This window comes from Myxococcus stipitatus DSM 14675, assembly GCF_000331735.1.
Taxonomy (GTDB): domain Bacteria; phylum Myxococcota; class Myxococcia; order Myxococcales; family Myxococcaceae; genus Myxococcus; species Myxococcus stipitatus.
In genome coordinates this window covers 2,128,555-2,153,150 of sequence record NC_020126.1, presented here as the reverse complement: position 1 = coordinate 2,153,150, position 24,596 = coordinate 2,128,555, and the positions used below count along the sequence as shown (strand labels likewise).

Here is a 24,596-nt window from a genome sequence, read left to right as displayed (position 1 = left end):
TTCACAGGGGCCAGTGCTCACGTGACACCATCATGCCTCATTCGGCGGTGAGCCTTGCCGCGCCGGGGCCTCTTCCCTCGGGCCACCCTGAGAACAGGGGCACTTCCGCCGCGCAGGGGCTCGGCAGCGGAGACACCCATGAGGCCGCCGCTGAATGAAGCGGCGAGGAACTCCCGCTCGCGAGTCCTGCGACTCAGTGCCCGGTTGTTCGGGGGCGGGTCGGTGCCGATGAAGCGCCCCACGGTCCGCGCAGAGAACCCGGCATCCCCACGCTCAGGGCCCGGCCCTGTACCAGTTCTGCCGCTGGTGGGGCTTGTGCACCGGCTCCAGGTTCATCGCCACCTGGTCCTCGAAGTGCACGATGTAGAAATCCCGGCTGACTTTCTGGACGTCCTTGACGCGGGCGTCACAACAGACCACGGGAACAAACGGCTGGAAGCCGCACCGGTGGAACCGGACGCGCACGCCCGTGACCCTCGCCGTCTGGCAGTGCCGAGCCACCTCCGCGTCCGTCGTGATCCACTTCATCAAGGGGCCCTTTCCATCCACCCAGTCGTTCTTCCACGTCTGCACGTCATCCGGGTGCCTCACCACGATGTGAATCATGTTCCCCCCTGCCGCATGGATGTCGCCGACGCTATCGCGCTCGAGTGGGCCTGACATCTCACCGCCCACGTTTCGCGTGGCCCAGCGGGTCGGCTAGAACGTCGAGACGTGCGCGCCGCGAAGTCCAACAGGTCGAGCTGGTTCGTGGAGCGGCGAGACACTGCCGAAGCCGTTCACTCCCGCTCCGGCTCACGCGTCCTCCCCCTTCAACGAGACCAGGGCCTCTGCGAGTCCCGCCCCGCCGACGGCGGCACCGAGCACCTCTGGGAGGAACACCTCGACCCCGTCCGCCTCGCCGCCTCCCTCCCCTCCGCCCCCCGCGCGAGCACTCGTGCCCTGCTCGCCCCTTCCTCCGACCTCGAGACCTCGGGAGCTCGGGCGATGGACATCATCCGAAGCCTGGTGGCCTCCGCCCACGACGCCGGAGCCCCCTCCCTGGATGTGCTGCTCCGCGAAGTGGAGCGCCGCACCCTCTACTTCGACGAGCACACCTCCACCCAGCAGGTCTCCCGCCACGCCATCCTCGAGCTCAAGACCTCCGTGCCCGCCCACGGCGGCAGCCTCGACGCCTGGCGCGCCTTCGCCTTCCCCGACCTCACCCAGCTCCACGCCCAACTCCCGACCCTCGTGCAGCACGCCACCACCCTCGTGCGCGAGCTTCGCGAGTCCAGCCCAGGCGTCCCCTGCCCCACCGGAGTCCTGCCCATCGTCTTCCCACCGGGCGCGGCCTCCGCGTGCTTCTTCCACGAGGTCTGCGGCCATCCCCTCGAAGGAGATGTCGTCGCGCGAAGCGGCTCCTACCTCGCGCGCCGGCTCGGGCAGCGCGTCGCGGGTCCCTGGCTGTCCGTGTCCGACGACCCCACCGAGGGACACGGCTCCCTCACCCTGGCCTGGGACGACGAGGGCCAGCCCGCCCAGGCCGTGCGCCTGCTCAGCGCGGGCATCGTGGACGCACCCTTGCTCGACTCACGCAGCGCCTGCCACCTGGGCCACGCTCCCAACGGACACGGCCGACGCGTGAGCTTCCGTCACCCGCCCCTGCCACGCATGGCCCACACGCGCGTGGAGCCACATGAGGGAGACCTGGACACGCTCCTGGGGAACCTGTCCCACGGCCTGCTCGTCCAGCACCTCATGCCTCGGCACATGGACCTGCTGTCGGGGGACTTCAGCTTCTACATCGTGGAGGCTCGCGAGGTCCGCGACGGCCGCCTGGGGCAGCGCGTGTCACCGGGCATCCTCGCGGGCAACGGCCTGGAGGCCCTGGCCTCCATCGACGCGGTGGGCGCCGACGCGCGCAACCTCTTCGCCACGCGCGGCTGCCGCAAGCTCGACCACGGGCCCCTGCCCGTGTCCTTCGGACAGCCCACGGTGAGGTTCCGTGGGCTGCACGTCCGCCCAGCGCACTGAGCGGCTCAAGCAGCCGGAGCTACTCGTGCTCCGGCGGGACACACCGCCAGCCCTCATCCTCCGGCGGCATCCCGGGAGGCTCGAGCGGATCCGGCGGCGGGGGCTCCTTGGTGAAGCCCGCGAACACGCGCTGCACGGAGACCCCCGCGTGCGGCTGCACGGTGATGGGAGCAATCGGCCACGGGCGCAGGCCATAAGGGTCCATCGGGTCTGGAACCGTGGTGATGAGGGTGTCCTTGAAGGTCACCTTCACCGGAGTCGTCAGCCCTCGCGGCAGAACCAGCGCGTAGTAGCCAATGGACCCGCCCGAGCCCGGCGTCACGAAGAAGCCCAGGGGCGACTGCCCCGGAGGCCCTTCCCCAGGGGGAGCCCAGTCCACCGCCAGCAAGGTGCCCGCGCTCGTCTCGCCCACGACGGAGTCCATCGGCTCATACATGAAGTCGAAGAAGAGGCTGCCCGGGTGGACCCAGAACAGGACCACGCCGCCCGTCTTCGCCGGGTCCACCAGGTCATCCGGGGTCGTCGGCGTCCCCGTGCTCGTCAGGTGCCGCGCCACCGCGTCCAGCGCCCCCGTGCTTCCCACCATCACCGCCGCCTGCGACCGGCAGTCGTTCACCTGCACCTGGATGGGGCGGATGCTCGTGGTGGCGTAGTGCTTCGCGGGCGGGAGCGGGAAGAACGCGCCCTCCGGGAAGAAGGCCACCGGGCCGTCGGGAGGAAGCGCCTCCGCCAGGTAGGGCGCGCTGTCGCTCATCGTGACGCCCGTCGTCAGCCAGGCCCCCTCGAAGGAGGAGACCCCGCTGGACACCGACGGCAGTCCCGCCCCGGCCAGGCGCACCTGCGCATCGGGGATGGCCGAGTACAGCAGGAAGGGCGACTTGGGGAACAACCCGGGAGGAATGGGCTCCTCCCCCATCGCCGAGTAGGTCACGAACTGAACGAAGAACGCCTCCGGGTCGTAGAGCACGCCCGACACGGTGGACTGGCGCTCCGGCAGCACGCCCGTGCTCGGCGGCTGAACTGGCGGGGGCGGAATGGGCTCGACGTCGGAGCAGCCGCTCAGCGCGGCGGCGACCATGAACGCGATAGTGAGGTGGCGGGCCATCATGTCGGTCCTCGTCCAGTTCAGCGCTTGGGCAACACGTGCTCGCGCGGAGGCGAGGTCACGTGACAGGCGTTGGCGCAGTTGCCGTAGATGTTGGGGACAGCGCTGAGGTCTTGAAACTCGAGGTGCTTGTACTCATTGCCGTGGGTGCCGGGGTGGCAGCCCGCGCAGGCGATGAGGCTGGGCCGGAGCGTGCTCTCGCGCGTCAGATGGCACAGGGTGCAGTCACCCTTGTTCTGCTGGTACTTGCGCGAGTTGACGTGGATGCGGTGCATGAAGTCGGAGACGTGCCCCACGCCCTCGTCGTAGTGGCACACCTTGCAAGCCTCCACGTTGTCCACCGACCCACCATGGTGGACGTTGTTCAGGGAGTTCGGCCCGTTGTGGCAGACCTGGCAGTTGCCAATCTTCCCCGGGTACGTCGTGCGCTCGGCCTGGCCCACCTGGAAGAAGAACGGGTCCATGCGGTTGAGGCGCTCGCCCATGAAGTCGCGGTGTCCCTTGACGAGCAGGGCGTACGTGCCGGGCTTCGCGTTCGCGGGCAGCGGCACCGTGATGCGTGTGTTGGGCTGGTGGAGCGAGCCGCCCGGGAGGTACGTCGAGCTGGGGGGCACGTAGTACTGGGGCTCCACGGCCTCCGGGAACGCGAAGTACGGAGGCGTGTGCGCGCCGTTGACGACCACCAGGTCCTGAAGCGGGCCCACGACCTTGTAGCCCGACTCGGAGGCGCTGCCGTCGCGCCAGTTCACCAACATGAAGCTGTTGAAGTGGGCCAGGCCGTTGGACTCGCCTTCCATGTACTGCTTGAACGAAGGCAGTGAGTCCCGCGCGTGCAGCGAGTGGCCGTCGCCATCCTGGAGCGAGATGACGAAGTCGAGCGCCTCCCCCGCCTCCAGGTAGCGGCCATTGCGCGGCGGCGTCATCACCACCTTCTGGGACAGGCCGAAGCCGCAGGGCACGGGCACATCCGTGGCCAGCCCGTCCGCGCCCACCTGGTAGCAGGTGGCCGGCCGCTCCGCCGCGGGCACGAAGCTCACCGGGAACAGGAACGGCTTCTTGGGCATCAGGCTCCACGTCACCCGGATGAGCCCCTCGCCCTGGAGCTGCGGCATGGTGAAGGACTTGAAGGGGTTGGTGGAGTTGGCGAACGACACCTTCACGGTGCTGGCGTAGACCAGGGCCTCCCGCTCCCCGGACACGACCGGAATCGGGTCGTCCGGGAAGCGCGGGGGCGCAAGTCCCGTCACCGTGAAGCTCACCCGCGTGCGGCCCGTGGCGCTGCTCTCCGACAGGAAGTCGGTGCGCTTGTAGGTCTCGCTCGTGCGGACGTTGCCGTCGGAGTCCAGCACCTCCAGCAGCAGCGTGTCCGTGGTGGACGTCATCCACGCCGCGTTCTCGTAGAAGGTCTCGCGCTGGAGCGTCCCGCGGTCCTGGACCTTCCAGTCGTCCTGCCCCACCGACAGGCCACTCCAGTCCAGGTCCTTGAAGTTCGACTGGAGGCGGGCCCAGGCCGCCGGGGTCCGGCGATCATTGTAGTCCGTGTGGACGTTCTGGAGCATGTCCACCGCGGAGAACTCGCGCAGGAAGTACGCCTGCCCCGGCGTCACCTGCATGCGCGCGCTGGGCGGGAGCGCCGGCGCGGCGATGGGGAAGCCCAGGTTGAGGTTCAGACACTCATTCGGATAGTCCGGCAGGTTCAGCCCGCCCTTCGTCACCGGCTCCCCGTTGGGGAGGATGGCGCACCCCTTGAAGGACAGCAGGGACAGGGAGATGGCCCCGGAGGCGGAGCTCGCATACGGGTCGAAGGCCCTGGCGCCGCGCCCGCGCGTCCCCTCCGCATCGGACGTATCGAACAGGTCGCAGGCCGGGAGGAGCACCAGCACCGGAAGCGTCAGGAGCAGGGTCTTGAAAGGCGATGGCATGAGGGCTCGTGCCGGACCTCCCGCGCGGCTGCTGGCGGCCAAGGTCCGGCGAATAAGAACCCGAGAATTCTATCGGCCCTGGAGCCGAGACGCCAAGAGTCGGCTGAACTTACTTTCCGGCGGACGGGGGCGAGGCGGCCGGGAGGGTGCGGAGGTAGCGGTACATGGCGCGCAGGTCATCCTCCTGGAAGCCCGCGAAGAAGACCCAGGGCATGACCAGCTTGTTGACCTGCCCCTGGCGGCTGGCGACCTGGGGCACGTCCTTCCAGGTCTTGAAGCGCGCCACGAAGGCGTCCTCGTTCATCCCCCGGAGCAGGGCGTCCGCCGGGTGGAGGGACGGCGCCGTCTCCTGGCCGAAGGGCCCGGGGATGGGAATCCCCCCCGAGAAGGGCTTGGCGCCCTCCGCCATGCCCGCATGACACGTGCCGCACTGGCCGATGGTGGTCAGGTACTGGCCCCGGGCCACCAGGTCCTCCTTGGGTCCCGCGACGGGGCCCGACACGGGGACGGCCAGCCCCTGGAGCTCGGCGGCCATCTCCGGGGGCAGCTGGGTGCGCGGCGTGGAGCGGGCGACGGCGGGCACCTGGCGCAGGTACGCCACGACCGCGCGTGCATCCTCGTCGGAGAGGGCCTTCCAGTCGCCGTACGGCATCATGGGGAAGAGCACCCGGCCGTCGCGGCCCCGGCCCTCCCGCATCGCCCGAATCAGCTCCTCATCCGTCCACCGGCCGATGCCATGCTCGGGGTCCGAGGTGATGTTGGACGCGCACACCTTGACGGGCATTCCGTGGGCCTCGCCGAAGCAGTCCCCCGCGAGCGGCGCGCCCTTCACCGGCCCGCCCACGCGGGAGTAGTCGCGCTCGGTGTGGCAGGCGCCGCACACCAGCACGGACTCCGCCAGATACCGGCCGCGCGCCACCGGGTCGACCTTCACGTCCACCGCGGCGGAGGGCTTGGGAGCCACCGGCGCCACGGGCGTCACGGGCGCCTGGGTCGCCGCCTCCTTCTGACGGCAGGCCCCGACCATCAGCGCCAGCACGACTCCCAGCCCCACCCGCCCGCCAGAACGCACGTTCATGCTCACTCCAGCCCAGGGAGCCGTGGAGCATCCCCCAGGCGCAAGGCCGCGACGGCGCGGCGGTATTCGATGGGGAGGGAGTCTGCCTTCACGTGCACCTCGTGGGCAAAGTCCACCGGATGTGCCCGGGGGCGCTGGCCCTCGGCGACGCGGCGGTCCTGCTCCAGGATGGCCAGCTCCGACTTCACGAACATCTCCCCGAAGTTGCGGATCTTCGGGTGGTGGGACGCGAAGTAGAAGCACTGCATCTTCTCTTCGGAGAGGGGCGAGGCCACCGCATAGACGGTGTGCGCGTAGAAGAGCGTCGGCTTGAAGGCCAGGCGCACCGCGAAGGGGAGCGTCACGTCGTAGGTCAACGTCGTCCGGTCCACGCGCCCCGGGGCCCCCTCCATCCCTGGCGCGAGCGCCGGGTAGACGATGCGTGAGCGAACCCCTCCGGAGTGCCGCTCCACCTCGTAGGGGGGCACCTCCGGCTGCTCGGGATTGCCAAATGTGCCCCGGTGCACCCAGGACAGGTGCGCCACGTCCAGGATGATTTCCATCATCCGCCCCGCCGACACCTCCCAGTCCAGCCGAGGCAGCGCGACGGCGGCGACGGTGCCGTCCTCCAGCTCCGGCCACTCCGGCAGCGGGGCCGCGGGGGTGTCCGCGAGGCAGACCCAGATGAGCCCATACCGCTCATGACAGCGATATGTATCAAGCCGGGCCGAGGCCGGAATGGGCGCCGAGGGCTGGGAGGGTATCCTCAGACACTGGCCGTCCCGCCCATAAGTCCAACCATGAAATGCACAGCGAAGCCCCTGCGTGACGCGTTCGCCCTGGCACAGGTCCGCCCCACGGTGTGCGCAGTAGCGCTGCGTGGCCGCGACGCCTGTATCACTCCGCCAGACCACCCCCTCCGTCCCCAGCAACCGGAACGCAACGGGCCGCTCCTGGACCTCATGGGAGAAGGCGACGGGATGCCAGTAGGCGGAGAAGACCTCTTGATACGAGCGCAAGGGGTCCTGGGTCCTCACGCCAGGGCAAGCGGAGCAATCTTGCTCTCGATTTCCTCGAGCAAGAAATCAATCTCCTCGATCTCATCCAGCTTCTCCGGGGGCGGCACGACTTCCGACGCCGCGAGTTCCATCGGAGCGGAGGAAGCTTCGGACACCGTCGAAGAAGCAACAGGTGATGACTCCGACGCCTTCAATTCCATGACGCCTCCCAACCTTCGCTGAGCAAGGGGCGGCATGGTCCCGGGAACCCGACCGGAGTGTCAATACACAGGCCGTATATTTGCCTCATATTACAAACCGTGACCGCACCCGTGTTCAGGCGATACGGGTTCTCCTCGATATGAATTGCCGCGCCGCGAAATCGGACGCCACGCATGTCTCCGGCGCGCGACTGATGGCTAGAATGCCAGCCACATGCCAGTTCTGCGTCCCCGTGCCCTCCTTGTCACATGTCTGCTGCATTGCAGTGTGGCGGTCGCATCGGGATGGAGTCAGGCCGCACCTCCCTCCGCCTCCGAAGCCGCGGCGCCCGCCGCGACGGTGGATTCCCAGACAGAAGACGACCTGTTGCGTCCCGCGACCATCACGGACGAGTCAGGTCCTGGGGACTCGGTGGTGCCGCGGGAGGAGGAGCCCCCCTCGCGGAATCCGTTCGAGGAAGGGCTGGAGACGCCTCGCGTCGAAGACACCTCCGCGCCCGCCTCGTTGACGCTGCGAGGGTTCTACTTCCAGCGCGCGGATGTCATGGTTTCCCGACGGGCCTCGGATGACGCCTCGACGGCGCAGCCCTACTTCCCGGGGCTCGTGGATGTGAATCTCGACTTCAGGCCCCAGGACAGCATCCGGGCGTACGCGGTGGGACGGCTCGTCTATGACCCGCTCTCTCCGGAGCTCTCCACCCCCAGGGTCAGCCTCGACAGGTTCTGGCTCTACTTCGGCCTCTTCGACCAGGTCTTCGTCATGGTCGGCCGGCAGTACATCAAGTGGGGCAGCTCCCGCGTCTGGAACACCACCGACTTCATGCGGACGCCCAACCCGGACCCGCTGGGTGTGTTCGACGCGCGCCAGGGCGTGGACATGGTGAAGGTGAACATTCCCTTCGAGTCGCTGCGCGCGAACCTGTGGGTGCTCGCGACCGGCGCCCTGGAAGAAGCGCCGGGGGGTGACGGCAAGCTCTCCGACGTGCGCTATGGCGGCGCGGTGCGCGCGGAGATTGCCCTGGGGACCAGCGAGCTCATCGCCACCGCCGCGTTCCTCGAGCGGCGACGTCCGCGGTATGGGTTGGACTATTCCCTGGGCCTCGGGATTCTGGACTTCAACGCCGAGGTCGCGCTCGTGCACGACTCGGAGACGCGCTTGTGGCGCGACACGCCCGAGGGCTTCGTCGAGCGCCGGTTGGAGGGCCCCCACCTGCAGGTGAGCGGCGGAGTGTCCGCGAACTTCCGCCTGGGCGACCTCCACCTCGCCGTCGCGCGGCTGGAGGGCTTCTACAATCAGCTGGGCGATGACAACCGCCGGCTCCTCACCTGGCTCCAGTCGACGGGGGACTACCGCCCCCTGTTCCTCGGGCGCACGTATGGCCTGGCGCAGTTCTCCGTCACGCGGCGCAGCGTCTACGAGCCGTCGCTGACGCTGACCGCGATGGGCAACCTGGGCGACCCCTCCTTCCTGGGCCGCCTGGACCTCGGCTTCGTGCGGAGGAACGTGAACATCGCCGGGTACATCGAGGCGCCCTTCGGCCCTCGCGGCGGTGAGTTCCGCTTCCGCCCCGACCCCGCCGTGGTGGCGGAGTTCCCCGCCACGGACCTGGACCTGCTGCGCGTCGGCATGAGCCTGCGCGTGATGCTGTGATTCACCCCTCGGTCCTCTCCCCTTCATGACAACGCCCTCCGTCCCCCACGGCGCCGGCCTGTCCCTCCCGCTTGACTCGAAGCCCGGCGCCCCCGCCCAGGTCCATCCCATGGAACCCGAGAACACCTCCGCGACGCCCACGCGACTGGCCGAGTCCGACCGGCAACGGGTCCTGGTGGAGTGGAACGCCACGGCGTCTGACTATCCCCGCGACGCCACGCTGCCGGAGGTCTTCGCGCGGGTGGTGACGCGCTTCGGAGACAAGGTCGCCGTCGAGTTCGGAGCGCAGCGCCTCACCTACCGGGAGCTGGATGACCGGGCCAGCACGCTGGCCGCGAGGCTGCGGCAGGTGGGCGTGGACACGGATGTCCGCGTGGGGCTCGCCGTCGAGCGCTCGCTGGACCTCATCGTCGCCGTGGTCGCCATCGTCAAGGCGGGGGGCGCCTATGTCCCGCTGGACGTGGCGTATCCCCGGGAGCGACTGGTCGCCATGATGGAGGACGCCCGCCCCCGCGTGCTCCTCACCTCGCGCGCGCTCGCCTCGCGACTGCCCGGGGAAGAGTTGCCCCGCGTGATGGTGGACGAAGTCGCGCGGGCGCACGAGCCCGTGCCCCCCTCGCGCGCCTGGCCCGACTCCCTGGCCTATGTGGGCTTCACCTCCGGCTCCACGGGGAGACCCAAGGGCGTCGGCACCACGCACCAGGGCGTGCTGCGCAACCAACTGGGCGTGAGCTACGCGCGCTTCGGCCCGGATGAAACGCAGTTGCTGTTGACACCCATCTCCTTCGACGCCTCCACGCTCGAAATCTGGGGCGCGCTGCTGACCGGCGGGCGGCTGGTGGTGATGCCCCCGGGTGTCCCCTCTCTCGAGGAGCTGGCGCGGGTCATCCGCGAGGCCCGGGTGACCACCCTCTGGCTGACGGCGGCCCTGTTCTCCCAGGTCGTGGAGGAGAACCTGGAGCTGCTGCGCCCCGTCAAACAGCTCTTGTCCGGTGGCGACGCCGTCTCCCCCACGCACGTGCGCCGCGTGGTCGACACGCTGAACCTGCCCGTCACCAACGGGTATGGCCCCACCGAGGCCACCGTCTTCGCGACCACCTTCACCGCGACGCAGGCCGCGCAGGCCGCGGAGTCGATGCCCATCGGGCGGCCCATCAGCAACGTGCGCGCGTATGTGCTCGACGTGCACGGTGAGCCCGTTGCCCCGGGGGTCGTGGGAGAGCTGTACCTCGGAGGCGAGGGGCTCGCCCGGGGCTACATGGAGCAGCCCGCGCTGACCGCGGAGCGCTTCCTGCCCGACCCCTTCCACGGCATCCCCGGCGCGCGGATGTACCGCACCGGAGACCTGGTTCGCTGGCGCGACGATGGGGTGCTGGACATCGTCGGTCGCGCGGACCACCAGGTGAAGATTCGCGGGTTCCGCATCGAGCTGGCCGAGGTGGAGGCCGCTCTGCGCGCCCTGCCCTCCGTGCGCGACGCCGCGGTGGTGGCCCAGGCGGGGGCCCACGCGGACAAGAAGCTGGTGGCGCACGTGGTGGCCGCTCCGGGGCAGCAGCTCGACTCACGAGCGCTCCGCGCGGCCCTGCGTCATCGGCTGCCCGAGTTCATGGTGCCGTCGGTGGTGGTGGTCCGGGATGCCCTGCCGCTGACACACCACAACAAGGTGGACCGCCGCGCGCTCGCCGCCCAGCCCTTGCCGCTCCAGGAGGACGGGGGCTCGGACGCCGTCGAGCACGCGCCGCGCGGGCATGTCGAAGAGCTGCTCACGCAGCTGGTCGGTGAGGTCCTCGGGATTCAGGACGTGGCAAGGGATGCGGCCTTCCACGACCTGGGCGGCCACTCCCTCAGCGCCACCCGCCTCATCTCCCGCATCCGGCGGACCTTCGCCGTGGACCTGCCGCTCACGCCGAGCTTCGCCGCGAGGACCGTGGTCGAGCTCGCCCGCGACATCACCGAGCGCACCCACGCCCCCGTCTCGAGCGACTCCGAGCCCACGCGGCTCCCGGACGATGTGCCTCGCGGCGTCTCCGCGTCACAGGAGCGCATGTGGTTCATCCACCAGCTCCAGCCAGGGCTGCGCGCCTATCTCCATCCCGAGACGGTGGAGCTGCGAGGACCGCTGGATGTGGCCGCGCTGGAGGACTCCCTCCAGCGCCTGCTCCAGCGACACGCCGCGCTTCGCACGCTCGTGGTCTCGCGGGAGGGACAGCCCGTTCCGCGCCTGCATCCCGTCGCGGAGCGCGTGCTTCACGTGGAAGAGACACCTGGGACGCTGCCCTGGGCCCGGCTGAGGGAGGAGGCCCAGCGTCTCTTCGACCTGGAGCAGGGGCCGCTCTACCGCTTCCAGTTGTTCCGCATCACCCCCGAGCACCACGTCCTCCAGCTCGTGATGCACCACCTCGTCATGGATGGGATGTCGCTGGACATCTTGTTCCGCGAGCTGGGACGCCTGCTGGCGGCCCCCGCCGGACAGAGGCAGTCGCTCCTGCCCGAGCCCGCGCTCACGTTCTCCGATTTCGTGGCCTGGCAACGCGCGCAACAGGGCGCCTCGCGTGAGGCCGCGGACCTCGATTACTGGGCACGCCAGCTCGCGGGAGCCCCCTCTCGACTCGCGCTCCCCACCCAGCGGCCCCGCCCCAGCGTCGTCAGCGACCGAGGCGCCGTCACGCCGCGCGAACGCCTGCCGCCCGCGCTCCGCCAGTCGCTCGGCGCGGTGTGCCAGCGCTACCAGGTGACACCCTTCATGGTGCTCCACGCCGCCTTCGCGGTGGTGCTGCACCGGTACTCCGGACAGGACGAGCTGTGCGTGGGCACACCCGTCTCGGGCCGCACGCATCCCGCCGCCGATGACCTGGTCGGCTTGTTCATCAACACCGTCGTCCTGCGCACGCGCGTGGAGGAGCGGGCCTCCTTCGTGGACCTGCTCACGCACGTGCGCACCACCGCGCTGGAGGCCGTCGCCCACCAGCACGCGCCCTTCGAGCGGGTCGTCGAGAGGCTCCTGCCCGAGCGAGTCCCCGGCGAGTCGCCGCTGTTCCAGGTCATGTTCGACATGAGCCGCCTGGAGCATCCGCTCGCGTCGGCCTTCCCCGCCCATGCGCCACGCACGCTGCATGTGAGCCCCGAGGCCAGCGCCTTCGACCTCCAGCTCACCGTCTACAAGGTCGAGGAGGAATACGAGCTCTTCTTCCGCTACCGGACCGAGCTGTTCGACGAGGCGAACATCCAGCGCTTCGCCACCCACTACCTCCAGCTCCTGGACCACGCGCTCCAGTCACCTGAAGTTCCCCTGCGACATCACCCGCTCCACTCGCGGGCCGAGCGCCAACACGTCCTGCGGGACTTCAACGCGACCCAGCGGCCCTTCGATGAAGCGGCCACCCTCGCGTCCCTGCTCCAGGCCGCCGTGGCGCGCACTCCGGACGCCGTCGCGCTGGTGACGCCGGAGACCACCCTCACCTTCTCGGGCCTCCACGCCCGCGCGGCCCTGCTCGCCTCTCACCTCGCCGCGCTCGGCGCGGGCCCTGAGTGTGTGGTCGGCCTGTGCCTGGAGCGCTCCGCGGACTCCGTCGTCGCGTTGCTCGCCATCCAGCTCAGCGGCGCCGCCTGTCTCCCGCTCGATCCGTCGCACCCCGTCACGCGCAGGGCCGCGTTGTTGCGTGCGTCCAACGCACGGCTCCTCATCTCGCGCCCGGCGCTGTTCGACGGCGCCCCACTCGATGTCGCGCTCGTCCAGCCCGGTGACGAGGCCCACGCCCCTCGGGCTTCGCCCCGGTCGCCTCGGCCCGACTCCCTCGCCTACGTCCTCTACACTTCTGGCTCCACCGGCGAGCCCAAGGGCGTCGAGCTCACCCATCGCAACCTCGTCCACTGCTTCGACTCGTTCGACGCCCATTACGACACCGCTCCCGGCTCGACGTGGGCTGCCTCCAGCAGCGTCTCCTTCGACATGCACCTGGAGGAGGTGCTCTACAGCCTCTCGCGCGGTGCCCGCGTGGTGCTCCGCCCTGTCGGCCCTCTCCATCTGGGGCGCGACATCCTCCAGCACGGCATCACCCACATCGTCATCACGCCCTCGTCGCTCGCCGCCGCCTTCGAGGAGCCCGGCGCCGCCGAGGCCCTTCGTCGACTCCGGGTCGTGGTCACCGGCGGCGAGGCCCTGACGGATGCGCTGGTGCGGCAGCTCGCCTTCACGAACACGCGCATCGTCAACGCCTATGGCCCCACCGAGACGAGCGTCTGCGTGGCCGTGGAGCGCTGTGATGCGCAGCACCCCGTCAGCCTGGGCAAGCCGTTGGACCGCAGCCGGCTCTATGTCCTCGATGACGCGCTCCAGCCTCAGCCCATCGGCGTGCCCGGCGAGCTGTTCGTCGGTGGAGATGGAGTGGGTCGGGGCTATCGCGCCCGAGCGGACCTGACCGCCGAGCGCTTCATTCCGGATGCCTTCAGCGAGGTTCCCGGAGCCCGCCTGTACCGCACGGGAGACCGCGTCCGGTGGAACGAGGATGGCACCTTGTCCTTCCTCGGCCGCACCGACTTCCAGCTCAAGGTCCGTGGCGTGCGCGTGGAGCTCGAGGAGGTGGAGGCCGCGCTGCTTCGGCTCGACGGCATCCGACAGGCCGCGGTCATCGCGCGGCAGTCGGCGCGGGACACGGAGCTGGTGGCCTTCTTCACCTCGGAGGAGTCTTCGCCTGATTTGCGTGCGCTGCGCAGGGCACTCGCCAGGCTGTTGCCAGAGGCCATGGTGCCCTCGCGCCTGTGCCCGCTCGACGCGCTGCCGATGAACACCAGCGGCAAGGTGGACCGGAAGGCCCTCGCCGCGCTTCCCGTCGAGCCCGCCGCCGACACCACTGCGCCCGTGGAGCCGCCCCGAGGCCCCGCGGAAGAGCTGCTCGCCCTGCTCTTCCGCCAGGTCCTCCATGTGGAGCAGGTCCACCGCGGCTCGGACTTCTTCTCCCTGGGCGGCCACTCTCTCACCGCCACCCGGCTGGTGGCGCGCATCCGCCAGTCCTTCGGCGTCGAGCTTCCCCTCGCCACCGTCTTCTCCACGCCCACCCTCGAAGCCCTCGCGCGTGTCCTCTCGAGTCCATCCCTGGAGCAGGCCGAGCCGCTCCCGGCGCCTGCGCCTCGCCGCGCGGATGAGCCGCTCCTCCCGGCGCCCGCTCAGGAGCGCCTCTGGTTCATCCACCAGCTCCAGCCGTCGCTGCGCGCCTACCACATCCCGGAAGCGCTGGAGCTGAAGGGTCCCCTCGATGTCGAGGCCATGGAGTCCTCGCTCCGGCTGCTGCTGGAGCGCCATGCCTCGCTGCGCGGAGTCTTCGTCCCCGACGACGGCCGCCCCGTGCCGCACCTGCGCCCGCTTCCCGCCGAAGTGCTGCAACGAGAGGACCTCACCGCGACGGAGGGAGACACCTCGACGCGCCTCCAGGCCCGGCGAGCCCCCCTCGATGTCGCGGCCATGGAGTCCTCACTCCAATCGCGGCAGGACGGCCACCCCGTGCCGCACCTGCGTCCGCTTCCCACCCGTGAGGACCTCACCGCGACGGCTGGAGATATTGCGGAGCGCCTCCAGGCCCGGCTGCGTGAGGAGGCCCGCCGCGCCTTCTCGCTCGCGGAGGGGCCGCTGTACCGCTTCCGTCTCTTCCGCTTGGGCGCCGAGCACCACGTGCTGCTGCTCGTGCTGCACCACATCCTCGTCGACGGGGTGTCGGTGGAGATTCTCTTGCGGGAGCTGGCCCAGGCATACGCCTCTCTGAGCCGGCACCGCGAGCCCGCGCTCCCCGCCGTGGCACTCACCCAGGCGGACGCGGCCGCGTGGCTGCGCTCCCCCGCCGTGCGCGCGCAAGAGGACTGCCACCTCGACTACTGGAAGCAGCAGCTCGCGGGGGCGCCCACGTCCCTGTCACTGCCGCTCGACAAGCCGCGCCCGGCGACGCGAGGAGACGAAGGCGCCTTCACCACGCCTCACACGCTCAGCCCCGCGATGACCCGCGCCCTGGCCGAGCTGTGCCGCGAGCACCACGTCACGCCGTTCATGGCGCTGTATGCCGCCTTCGCCGCGCTGCTGCACCGATACTCCGCGCAGGAGGAGCTGTGCGTGGGTGTCCCCGTCTCGGGCCGCACGCACCCCGCTGTGGATGACGTCGTCGGACTCTTCATCAACACCGTCGTCCTCCGCACCCGCGTGAGCGCCAGCACGTCCTTCGCCGGCTTGCTGTCTCATGTCCGCACCACCGCGCTGGAGGCCTTCTCCCATCAGGCCGCCCCCTTCGAGCGCGTCGTCGAGGCACTCCAGGTGGAGCGCACCCTCCACCAGACGCCGCTGTTCCAAGTCCTGTTCGACCTGAACCGGATGAACCGCGCGTGGGATGGACAGGTCGCGGAAGGGCTCACCCCTCGGCCGCTCTTCGTCGACAACGGCACCAGCCAGTTCGACCTGAGCCTCTCCGTCAGCGAGACCGCCTCGGGGTTCGAGCTGTATCTCCAGTACGACACCCAGCTCTTCAACGCGGCGAGCGCGGGTCGGATGCTGTTCCATTACGTGCGCCTGCTGAAGCACGCACTGGAGACACCGACCCTGCCCGTGGGCGCGCTGTCCCTGCTGGGCACCGAGGAGCACCGGCGGGTGGTGCGGGACTTCAATGCCTCACCGTGGGCCCTCGACGGCGACGTCCCCCTGGCCTCGCTCCTCCTCGACTCCGCCAGGCGCACGCCCGACGCCATCGCCCTCGTGTCCCCCGAGGGCTCGTTCACCTTCGCGCAGCTCTTCTCCCAAGCCTCGCGCCTGGCCGCCCACCTGACGGCGCTGGGCGCCGGGCCCGAGCGCGTCGTGGGCCTGTGCCTGGAGCGCTCCGCGGACTGCGTCGTCTCCCTCCTCGCCATCCACCTGAGCGGCTCCGCCTGTCTTCCGCTGGAGCCCGCGCACCCCTCCGCGCGCCGCGCCTCACTCCTGCGCAAGTCGGAGGCGTGCCTCATCGTCTCGCGCCCGTCGCTGTTCGACGGCACACCGCTCGACATCCCCTTCGTCCAGCCCGAGGACGCCACCAGGAGCGCCGCCCCTCTCGCGCCCCTTGTCACCGCGCGGATGGACCACCTCGCCTATGTCCTCTACACCTCCGGCTCCACGGGTGAGCCCAAGGGCGTGGAGCTGACCCAGCGCAACCTCTTCCACTGCTTCGCCGCGCTCGACGCCCTCTACGCCACTTCGCCCAGAGCGACGTGGGCGGCCTCCAGCAGCCTCTCCTTCGACATCCACTTCGAGGAGCTGCTCTACAGCCTCACCCGTGGCGCCCGCGTGGTGATGCGGCCCGTCGGCCCCCTGCACCTGGGGCGCGACATCCTCCAGCACGGCATCACCCACGTGTCCCTCACGCCCTCCGGGCTCGCCGCCGCGTTCGAGGAGCCCGGCGCACCCGAGGCCCTGCGACGTCTGCGCGTGCTCGTGTCCGGTGGCGAGGTGTTGCCCGACACGCTCGTGCGCCAGCTCGCCCTCACCGACACACGGCTCATCAACACCTACGGGCCCATCGAGACCACCCTCTGCGTCACCGCGGACGCGTCAGAGCCTCCCGTCAGCCTCGGCAGCCCCTTGGGGCACTGCCAGCTCTACGTCCTCGACGGCTTGCTCCAGCCCGTCCCCATCGGCGTCCCGGGCGAACTCTTCATCGCCGGCCCCAACCTCGCACGCGCCTACCGCGCCAGCCCTCACCTCACGGCGGAGCGCTTCCTCCCCAACCCGTTCGCCTCCACTCCCGGCGAGCGCCTCTACCGCACGGGCGACATCGCGCGCTGGCTCCCCGACGGCACCCTCGCCTTCATCGGCCGCGCCGACTTCCAGCTCAAGGTCCGCGGCGTCCGCGTCGAGCTCGCGGAAGTCGAGGCCGCGCTGCAGCGCCTCCCTGGCGTTCGCCACTGCGCCGTCATCCCGCGCCTCTCACCGCCCCACACGGAGCTCGTCGCGTTCGTCGCCCCCGACGCTCCGTCCCTCGACCTGTCTTCGCTTCGCGCGTCCCTGGGCCGCCTCCTCCCGGCGGCGATGCTGCCCTCGCATTTCGTCCTCATCGACGCGCTGCCCCTCTCCTCCTCCGGCAAGGTCGACCGCGGCGCCCTCTCCGCCTTCCCGCTCCCCTCCTCCGAGGCGGTCTCCTTCTCGCCCCCTGTCGGCCACACCGAGGTGCTGCTCGCCCTGCTCTTCAGCCAGGTCCTCGGCACCGACGCCGTCTCTCGCGACGCCGACTTCTTCTTCCTCGGAGGCCACTCTCTCTCGGCCACGCGCCTCGTCTCCCGCATCCGCCACGCCGTCAACGTCGACCTCTCCCTCTCCTCCTTCTTCTCCGCGCCCTCCGTCGCCTCGCTCGCGCGGCTCATCGAGTCGCAGCGCCTCGCCCAGCTCCCCGCGCTCTCCTCGCCTTCGCGCCAGCCTCCCGACGCGCCACGCCAGCCCACGTTCGCGCAGGAGCGGCTGTGGTTCCTCCATCAGTGGCTCCCCGGGCTGCGCGCCTATCTCATCCCCGAGGCCATCGAGCTCCGAGGCCCGCTGGACGTCGCGGCCCTGGACGCCGCGCTCCGGCTCCTGCTCGAGCGGCACGACACGCTTCGCATGCACTTCGTCTCGGAGGAGGACCGTCCCGCGCTCCAGCTGAGCGCCGTGCCCTCGCAGGTCCTCCACCTCGAGGAGGTGACGTCACCACCGGGAGCCACGCCCTCCATTCCCTGGGCCCGGCTGCGCGAGGAGTCCCGCCGCCTCCGCCCCCTCACACAAGGGCCGCTGTACCACTTCCGACTCTTCCGCTTGGGCGCCGAGCACCACGTCCTGTTGCTCGTGCTGCACCACGCCCTCGTCGATGGGCTCTCGCTCGACGTCCTCCTGCGCGAGCTGGCCCAGGCGTGCTCCGCGCTCCATGAAGGGCGGGCCCCGGACCTCGCACCCATCGCCCTCTCGCAGGCCGACGTGGCCGCATGGCAGCGACTCCCCGCCGTGCGAGTGCATGAGGAGGCCCACCTCGACTACTGGAAGGAGCAGCTCGCCGGAGCGCCCGCGTTGCTCTCGCTCCCGCTCGACAAGCCTCGCCCGCCCGTGCTCGGTGACGCGGGAGCCCTCAGCACCGTCCGGAAGCTTTCCGCCTCGCGGACCCAGGCCCTGACCCGGCTGTGCCGTCAGCAGCAGGTGACGCCGTTCATGGCGCTGCATGCCGCCTTCGCCGCGCTGCTGCACCGCTACTCCGGACAGGACGAGCTGTGCGTGGGTGTCCCCGTCTCGGGCCGGACGCACCCCGCGGTGGACGACGTCGTCGGACTCTTCATCAACACCGTCGTCCTGCGCAGCCACTTCACCCCGGGCCTGACGTTCACCGACCTCCTGTCGCAAGTGAGGACCACCGCGCTGGGGGCCTTCTCCCATCAGGCCGCCCCCTTCGAGCGGGTCGTCCAGGCGCTCCAGGTGGAGCGCGGCACCGACCACATGCCGCTCGTTCAGGTCATGTTCGACATGGGCCGGGAGATGACTTCGCCGCTCGACGGCGCCTTCCCGAAGCTCACCGCGCACAAGCTGCTCGTCGACAACAAGACCAGCCCGTTCGACCTGACCCTCGGTGCCACGGAGGTCGCGGACGGCATCGAGTTCGCCATCACGTACAGCACCGACTTGTTCGAGCCCGCCACCGTGGAGCGGCTGCTCACCCACTACCTCCAGCTCCTCGAGGGCGCGCTCCAGGCCCCGGGAACCGCCGTCGCGCGGCTGCCCTTGCTGACCGGCGCCGAGGTCCACGAAGCGCTGCACCAGGGCATCACTCCCGGCGCCCCGCCCGAGACGTGCGTGCATGACGACTTCGTGGCCCAGGCCCGGCGCGTCCCGGAGCGCATCGCGCTGGCCTTCGAGGGAGGCCAGTGGACCTATGGCGCACTGGAGGACTGGACCCGCCGGGCCGCCCACCGCCTCGTCTCCCAGGGCGTGGGACAGGACCAGCTGGTGGCGGCCTTCGGCTCACGCGACGAGTCGTTCGTGCGCACGGTCCTCGCCATCCACAGAGCGGGCGGTGCCCACATGCCCGTGGACGCACGGCTTCCTCCGGCGCGTGTGGCCCAGTTCATCGCGGAGAGCCAGCCGCCCTTCATCCTCGCGACAAGCCACTCGGAGAGCAGGCTCGCGGAGGTTCTCACCCTGGTCCCCGCGCAGCTGCGTCCCCAGGTGCTGACCCTCGATGCGTTGGAGCATGCGAGCCCGGCCGACCTGGGCCACCGCACCTCGCCCGAGGCCCTGGCGTATCTGGTCTTCACCTCGGGCTCCACGGGTGTGCCCAAGGGCGTGATGGTCCACCATCGCGGCCTGCGCAATCACATCCTCGGAATGGTCGACGGACTCAGGCTGCGGGAAGGCGACACCATCGCGCAGACGGCGGCCCTCAGCTTCGACATCTCCGTCTGGCAGATGCTCGGAGCCCTGACGCTCGGAGCCACCACGCTGCTCATCTCCGATGAGTCCGTCCGGGACCCGCAGCGCCTCGCCACGGAGCTGGCCCTGCACGGCGCCACCGTGGTGGGTCTGGTTCCGTCGATGATTCACGCGCTGCTGGAGGACCCTGTCGCCAACGCCATCGCGCTTCCACGGCTGCGCTGCATGATTACCGGCGGAGAGTCGATGCCGCCCGCCGTGTGCCGCGCATGGTTCGAGCGTCATCCGGGCGTCCCGCTGGTCCCCAGCTATGGCGCAGCGGAGTGCTCGGACGCCTCCACGCTCCATTGGATGGAGGCCGCGCCGGAGGGGAGCACCATCTCCATCGGCGTGCCCAAGCGCGCCATGGAGGTCCATGTCCTGGATGACGCCCTGCAACCCGTGCCTCCAGGCGTCGTCGGTGAGTTCTATCTCGGCGGAGTCGGCGTGGGCCGAGGCTACCGCCACCGTCCGGACCTGACGGCGGAGCGCTTCATCCCCCACCCCTTCTCGGAGACTCCAGGCGCGCGCCTCTATCGCACCGGAGACCTGGGGCGTCGACGCGTCGACGGGTGCCTGGAGTTCCTCACCCGCGCGGACTTCCAGGTGAAGGTGCGCGGCGTGCGCATCGAGTTGGCGGAGGTGGAGGCCGCGCTGTCCTCCCTGCCCTCCGTTCGCGCGTGCGCCGTCACCGTCCGCGAAGCCCGCCCCGGCGAGAAGGAGCTGGTCGCCTGGGTCGTCACCCCCAGCCACGAGTCCCTCGCGACGCTGCGCGAGGCCCTGAGCCAGAAGCTTCCGTCGGCCATGCTGCCCTCGCGCTTCGTCCCGCTGGCGACGCTGCCCCTCAACGCCAATGGGAAGGTGGACCGCAGGGCCCTGTCCCTCCAGCCCGTGCCCGCGATGGAGGAGCTCGAAGGGGAGCCGCCTCGAGGAGCCCAGGAGGAGCACGTGGCCCGGCTCTTCCGGAAGGTCCTCGGCGTGGAGCAGGTGTGGCGCGACTCCGACTTCTTCGCCCTCGGCGGCCACTCGTTGAGCGCGACGCGAGTGGTCTCCCTGGTTCGCAAGGAGCTGGGCGTGCAGCTCCCGCTGAGCACGCTCTTCACCCAGCCCACCGTCGCCCGGCTCGCGCAGGCCATCGACAAGGCGCCGCGTCTCCAGGTCCTGCCGACGCGTGTCCCCGATGCGACGACGGGCCCCCAGCTCGCATCCCGAGTGCAGGAGCGCCTGTGGTACGCGCTCCAGTTGCCCGACGCGCCCCCGTACGTGCTCAACCTGGCCTTCGTGCTGGAGGGCCCGCTGCGAGAGGCCGCGCTGGAGGCTGCACTCGCCGCGACGCTGGAGCGCAACCAGACGCTGCGCACCGTGTTCGTCCAAGAGCACGGCGCGCTCCACGTGCACGTGCGCCCCACGAGCGGCTCCGTGCTCGAGCGGGTGGACCTGTCCCACCTGTCCCCCGAAGCGGCGCTCGCGGAGACCCACGCCGCCGTGTCGCGACAGGACCAGCAACCCTTCGACGTGGCCCGAGGCCCGCTGTATCGCTTCGAGCTGCTCCGCCTGGACTCCTCCGGCACCCGGCACGCCCTGCTGCTCGCGGTGAGCCACCTCGTCTGTGATGGCCTGGGCCTGCGCGTGTTCCTGGAGGAAGTGGGGGCCGCGTACCGCGCGGCGCTCGACGGGGAGACGCGACTGCTCGCGCCCGCTCCGCTCCAGTACGCGGACCTCGTTCCGTCACAGCGCGGCGAGCAGGCCGACCGCCAGGAGGCGGCGTCGCTGGAGTCCTGGAAGCAGGCGCTGGCGAACGCGCCTCCCGTCCTGGACCTGCCCGTGGACTTCCCGAGGCGTGCCCCCGCGCTCAACGCGAACATGCGGACCACCCGCGTCGCGCTCAACACCTCGCTGGGCGCGGCCCTCCAGGAAGTGGCGCGGCGCGAGCGCGTCTCCACGTTCACCACCGTGCTGGCGCTCGTCCAGTCCTGGCTCCACCGGCTGAGTGGACAGGGACACGTGGTGGTGGCCTCGCCCTTCTCCGGACGCACCCTGCCGGAGACGGAGCGGATGGTGGGCTACTTCGCCAACGTCCTGCCCCTGTGCACGGACGTCACGGGCAACCCGTCCTTCCAGACCCTCCTCCGTCGCGTCCAGGGCGTGGTGTCCCATGCGACGGCCCACCAGGAGGTCACCTTCAAGAGCATCTCGGACGCCGTGTCACGCGAGGGTCCACGCACGGCCCCCGCGCTGGCCCAGGCGCTGGTGATGCTGGATACCTCGGGCGCGTTCGGCATGGAGCAGCTCTCCGTGTCGGAGCTGGACACCGAAGGCGTCATCCCCGCGTACGACGTGGTGGTCAGCCTGATTCAGGACGCCCGCGGAGCGCTCGGAGGGATTCTCGCCTTCGACAGCGCGCTCTTCGCCGCCGAGTCGCGCGAGCGCATGGCGCGCTCCTTCGAGCAGTGGGTCCACGTCTGCCTGCGGACCCCGGACGTCCCGCTCTCACGCCTGTCGCTGCTGTCCGACCGCCAGCGGGCCGAGGTGCTCGCCGCGCTGGACGGAGGGCCGCAGGAGATTCCCACGGGGGCCTGCATCCACACGCTGTTCGAGGCCCAGGTGCTGCGCACCCCCGAGGCCCCCGCCGTGGCTCACGGCGCGACGACGTGGAGCTACGCCGAGCTGAACGCCCGCGCCAACCTCCTCGCCCGCCAGTTGGTGACACAGGGGCTCCTGCCCGAGGAGCGGGTGGGCGTGGTGATGCAGCCCTCCACGCAGGCCATGGCCGTCCTGCTGGGCATCCTGAAGGCGGGCGGTGCGTATGTCCCGCTCGACGCGGACTGGCCCGAGGCGCGCAAGCGCGCGGTGCTGGAGCGCACGGGCATCCAGCGGCTGTGGGTGGACGAGGACGTCTGGGAGGACCACGCGTGGCTGGTGCCCCATGTGGCGGTGCCGACCTGCCCCACGTCCCTGCCCAGAGACCTGAGCCCGGGGCCTCGCCGCGTCGCGGACGCGCAGGTCGCGTACATCGTCTTCACCTCGGGCTCCACGGGTGAGCCCAAGGGGGTGATGGTGGAGCACCGCTCGGTGGTGAACCACAACCTGGCCATCGTGAAGCGCTTCGGCCTGCGGGCTGGGGACAGGATGCTCCAGTTCGCACCGCTCACCTTCGACGCCGCGGCCGAGGACCTCTATCCCCCGCTCGTCGTGGGCGCCACCGTCGTCCTGCGCAACGGGCTGGTCCCCGCGCACGCCATGACGCCGTACCTGGAGGAGACGGACATCACGCTCATCAGCCTCCCTCCCACGTACATCGAGGAGTGGATTCGCCAGATGGAGTCCTCGGGCCAGCGCCTTCCCCGCCGGCTGCGGCTGCTGGCGCCCGGAGGCGACGTGCTCAAGCGAGAGACGTATGACGCGTGGGTGCGCGTGGGCGGCGAGCACGCGCCGTGGGTCAACGTCTACGGCCCCACGGAGTGCACCATCACCTCCGCGACCTGTGACATCCCCGGCGCCGAGGGCCTGGGCACCTCGGACACCTTCCCCATCGGCCGGCCCATCCCCGGCGTGCGCATCTACCTGCTGGATGACGACCTGGCGCCCGTCGTCCCGGGCCAGCCCGGCGGTGTCTACATCGGCGGAGCGGCGCTCTCGCGAGGCTACCTGGGGGCCCCTCACGCCACCGCCGAGCGCTTCATCCCCGACCCCTTCCACGAGGCGCCCGGCGCGCGCATGTACCGGACGGGAGACCTGGCGCGGCTGCTGCCGGATGGGCGCCTGCGGTTCCTCGGGCGCGCGGACCACCAGGTGAAGATTCGAGGCTTCCGCATCGAGCTGGCGGAAATCGAGACGGGCCTGCGGCGCTTCGCGGGAGTCGAAGAGGCCGTGGTCCTCGCGCTCACCACCGCCGCGGGCGTCCAGTCGCTGCGCGCCTACGTCCAGGCCCCTGCCTCGGTGAAGGCGGAGTCCTTGCGTGAGCAACTGGCGGCGCAGCTGCCTTCGTACATGGTGCCCGCGAGCTTCATGGTGCTGGAGAAGCTGCCCATCAACGCCAACGGCAAGGTGGACCGACAAGCGCTGCGAGATGTGCAGGAGCCACCGCCTCGAGCCCCCCGTGAGGAGACACCAAGCTCGCCCCGGACACAGCGGCCCTTCCGCTCCTCCCTGGAGATGGTGCTGCACCGCCTCTGGAAGGAAGTGCTCGAGCAACCCGGTGTCGACGTCGGCGACGACTTCTTCACCGTGGGAGGCGACTCCATCCTCGCCATGCGCCTGCTGGCGCGACTGGAGGAGGAGTTCGGCCTGCCCCTGCCGCTGGCCGTCCTCTTCCAGAACCCCGTCCTGCGCGACTCCGCGGACGCCATCCTGGACTACCTGCGCGAGGAGTCCGTGCGCTCCAGCGTCGTCCGCCTGGCGAGCCGGGACCTCCCGCCGACCGCGGCTCCGCTGTTCCTCTTCCACGGAGGCGATGGCGAGGTTCATCACTACCGGGAGCTGGTCCCGCTCCTGGAGCCGCGCTTCCGCTGCCACGGCATCCAGGCCCCGGAGACGCTGACGCCGGACCGCCCGCTGGCGTCCTTCGAGGAGCGCGTGGCGACCTACGCCCGCGACATCCGCGCGGTGCAGCCCCACGGCCCCTACCGGCTGGTGGGCTTCTCCTACGGCGGCTATCCCGCCCTCGGAGTCGCCGCGCACCTGGAGGCGCAAGGGGAGCAGGTGGAGCTGCTCGCGTTGGTGGACACGCTGACGTCGGAGCTCATCGGCGGGTCCATGCCCTCGCTGACGCAGGGGCCGGTGCTGGGGCTGGCCGCGGAGCTCGGGGTCCTCGACGAGTCCGTGCCGGGGATTCTGGAGGGCCTGTCACCCGAGGCGCAGTGGGAGTGGCTGGCCGAGCAGGGCCGCGCCCGGGGACAGCTCTCCACGCACATGCGCGCCGCGGACCTCCAGCGGATGTGGAAGGTGCTGGGCGAGGTGCTGACGCCGCAAGCCGCGAAGTGGAACATCACGGCGCCGAGCGGCGTGCGCCCGCTCATCATCCGCAGCACGACCACACTGACGGAGTTCCACGACGAGGCGCTGGGGTGGACCCGCTACCTGCCGCGGGCCCAGCTCGACCTGGAGAGCCTCACCGGCCAACACGCCGAGCTGCTGCGCGCCCCCCGCGTCGAGGAGCTGGCGCGGATGCTCCTCCAGCGGGTGACGTGAGCCGAGG

At 70.5% G+C, this 24,596-nt stretch carries 9 protein-coding genes; 3 read left to right on the top strand and 6 right to left on the bottom strand.

Going from position 1 to position 24,596, the window contains the following annotated elements; translation table 11 throughout:
- Positions 1-273: 273 nt before the first annotated feature.
- Complete coding sequence (locus MYSTI_RS08595) at positions 274-606, bottom strand: hypothetical protein (RefSeq protein ID WP_015347334.1); 333 nt, start codon at positions 604-606, stop codon at positions 274-276.
- Positions 607-987: 381 nt separating this feature from the next.
- Between MYSTI_RS08595 and MYSTI_RS08590 the strand changes: the two genes are divergently transcribed.
- Positions 988-2,016: a TldD/PmbA family protein gene (locus MYSTI_RS08590; RefSeq protein WP_015347333.1), complete on the top strand. Its 1,029-nt coding sequence runs from the start codon at positions 988-990 to the stop codon at positions 2,014-2,016.
- A 19-nt stretch (positions 2,017-2,035) separates the two neighbouring features.
- Here MYSTI_RS08590 and MYSTI_RS08585 read toward each other — a convergent pair whose 3' ends face one another.
- From MYSTI_RS08585 to MYSTI_RS42960, 5 genes are all read right to left on the bottom strand, one after another.
- Positions 2,036-3,124, bottom strand: coding sequence for a hypothetical protein (locus MYSTI_RS08585; RefSeq protein WP_015347332.1), 1,089 nt, complete (start codon positions 3,122-3,124; stop codon positions 2,036-2,038).
- Positions 3,125-3,141: 17 nt separating this feature from the next.
- On the bottom strand, positions 3,142-5,043 hold the full coding sequence (locus MYSTI_RS08580) for a hypothetical protein (protein ID WP_015347331.1): 1,902 nt from the start codon (positions 5,041-5,043) through the stop codon (positions 3,142-3,144).
- A 109-nt stretch (positions 5,044-5,152) separates the two neighbouring features.
- A complete protein-coding gene (locus MYSTI_RS08575) occupies positions 5,153-6,121 on the bottom strand; it encodes a c-type cytochrome (RefSeq protein ID WP_015347330.1) in 969 nt (322 codons plus the stop codon).
- A 2-nt stretch (positions 6,122-6,123) separates the two neighbouring features.
- Positions 6,124-7,119, bottom strand: a complete 996-nt coding sequence (locus MYSTI_RS08570; protein ID WP_044283400.1) for a Rieske 2Fe-2S domain-containing protein — start codon at positions 7,117-7,119, stop codon at positions 6,124-6,126.
- Positions 7,120-7,133: 14 nt separating this feature from the next.
- Complete coding sequence (locus MYSTI_RS42960) at positions 7,134-7,319, bottom strand: Xan family putative trans-acting RiPP leader peptide (RefSeq protein WP_015347328.1); 186 nt, start codon at positions 7,317-7,319, stop codon at positions 7,134-7,136.
- 268 nt (positions 7,320-7,587) lie between these two features.
- Between MYSTI_RS42960 and MYSTI_RS08560 the strand changes: the two genes are divergently transcribed.
- Both MYSTI_RS08560 and MYSTI_RS08555 read left to right on the top strand, forming a co-directional pair.
- On the top strand, positions 7,588-8,970 hold the full coding sequence (locus tag MYSTI_RS08560) for a hypothetical protein (RefSeq protein WP_144370021.1): 1,383 nt from the start codon (positions 7,588-7,590) through the stop codon (positions 8,968-8,970).
- A gap of 109 nt (positions 8,971-9,079) precedes the next feature.
- Positions 9,080-24,589 (top strand): non-ribosomal peptide synthetase, encoded by a 15,510-nt coding sequence (locus MYSTI_RS08555; RefSeq protein WP_052350937.1) that lies wholly within the window; start codon positions 9,080-9,082, stop codon positions 24,587-24,589.
- Positions 24,590-24,596 lie beyond the last annotated feature (7 nt).

Coding starts and splice junctions, on each gene's coding strand:
- MYSTI_RS42960 (WP_015347328.1), bottom strand. CDS start 7,319: ATGGAATTGAAGGCGTCGGAGTCATCACCTGTTGCTTCTTCGACGGTG.
- MYSTI_RS08590 (WP_015347333.1), top strand. CDS start 988: ATGGACATCATCCGAAGCCTGGTGGCCTCCGCCCACGACGCCGGAGCC.
- MYSTI_RS08575 (WP_015347330.1), bottom strand. CDS start 6,121: ATGAACGTGCGTTCTGGCGGGCGGGTGGGGCTGGGAGTCGTGCTGGCG.
- MYSTI_RS08555 (WP_052350937.1), top strand. CDS start 9,080: ATGGAACCCGAGAACACCTCCGCGACGCCCACGCGACTGGCCGAGTCC.
- MYSTI_RS08580 (WP_015347331.1), bottom strand. CDS start 5,043: ATGCCATCGCCTTTCAAGACCCTGCTCCTGACGCTTCCGGTGCTGGTG.
- MYSTI_RS08595 (WP_015347334.1), bottom strand. CDS start 606: ATGATTCACATCGTGGTGAGGCACCCGGATGACGTGCAGACGTGGAAG.
- MYSTI_RS08585 (WP_015347332.1), bottom strand. CDS start 3,124: ATGATGGCCCGCCACCTCACTATCGCGTTCATGGTCGCCGCCGCGCTG.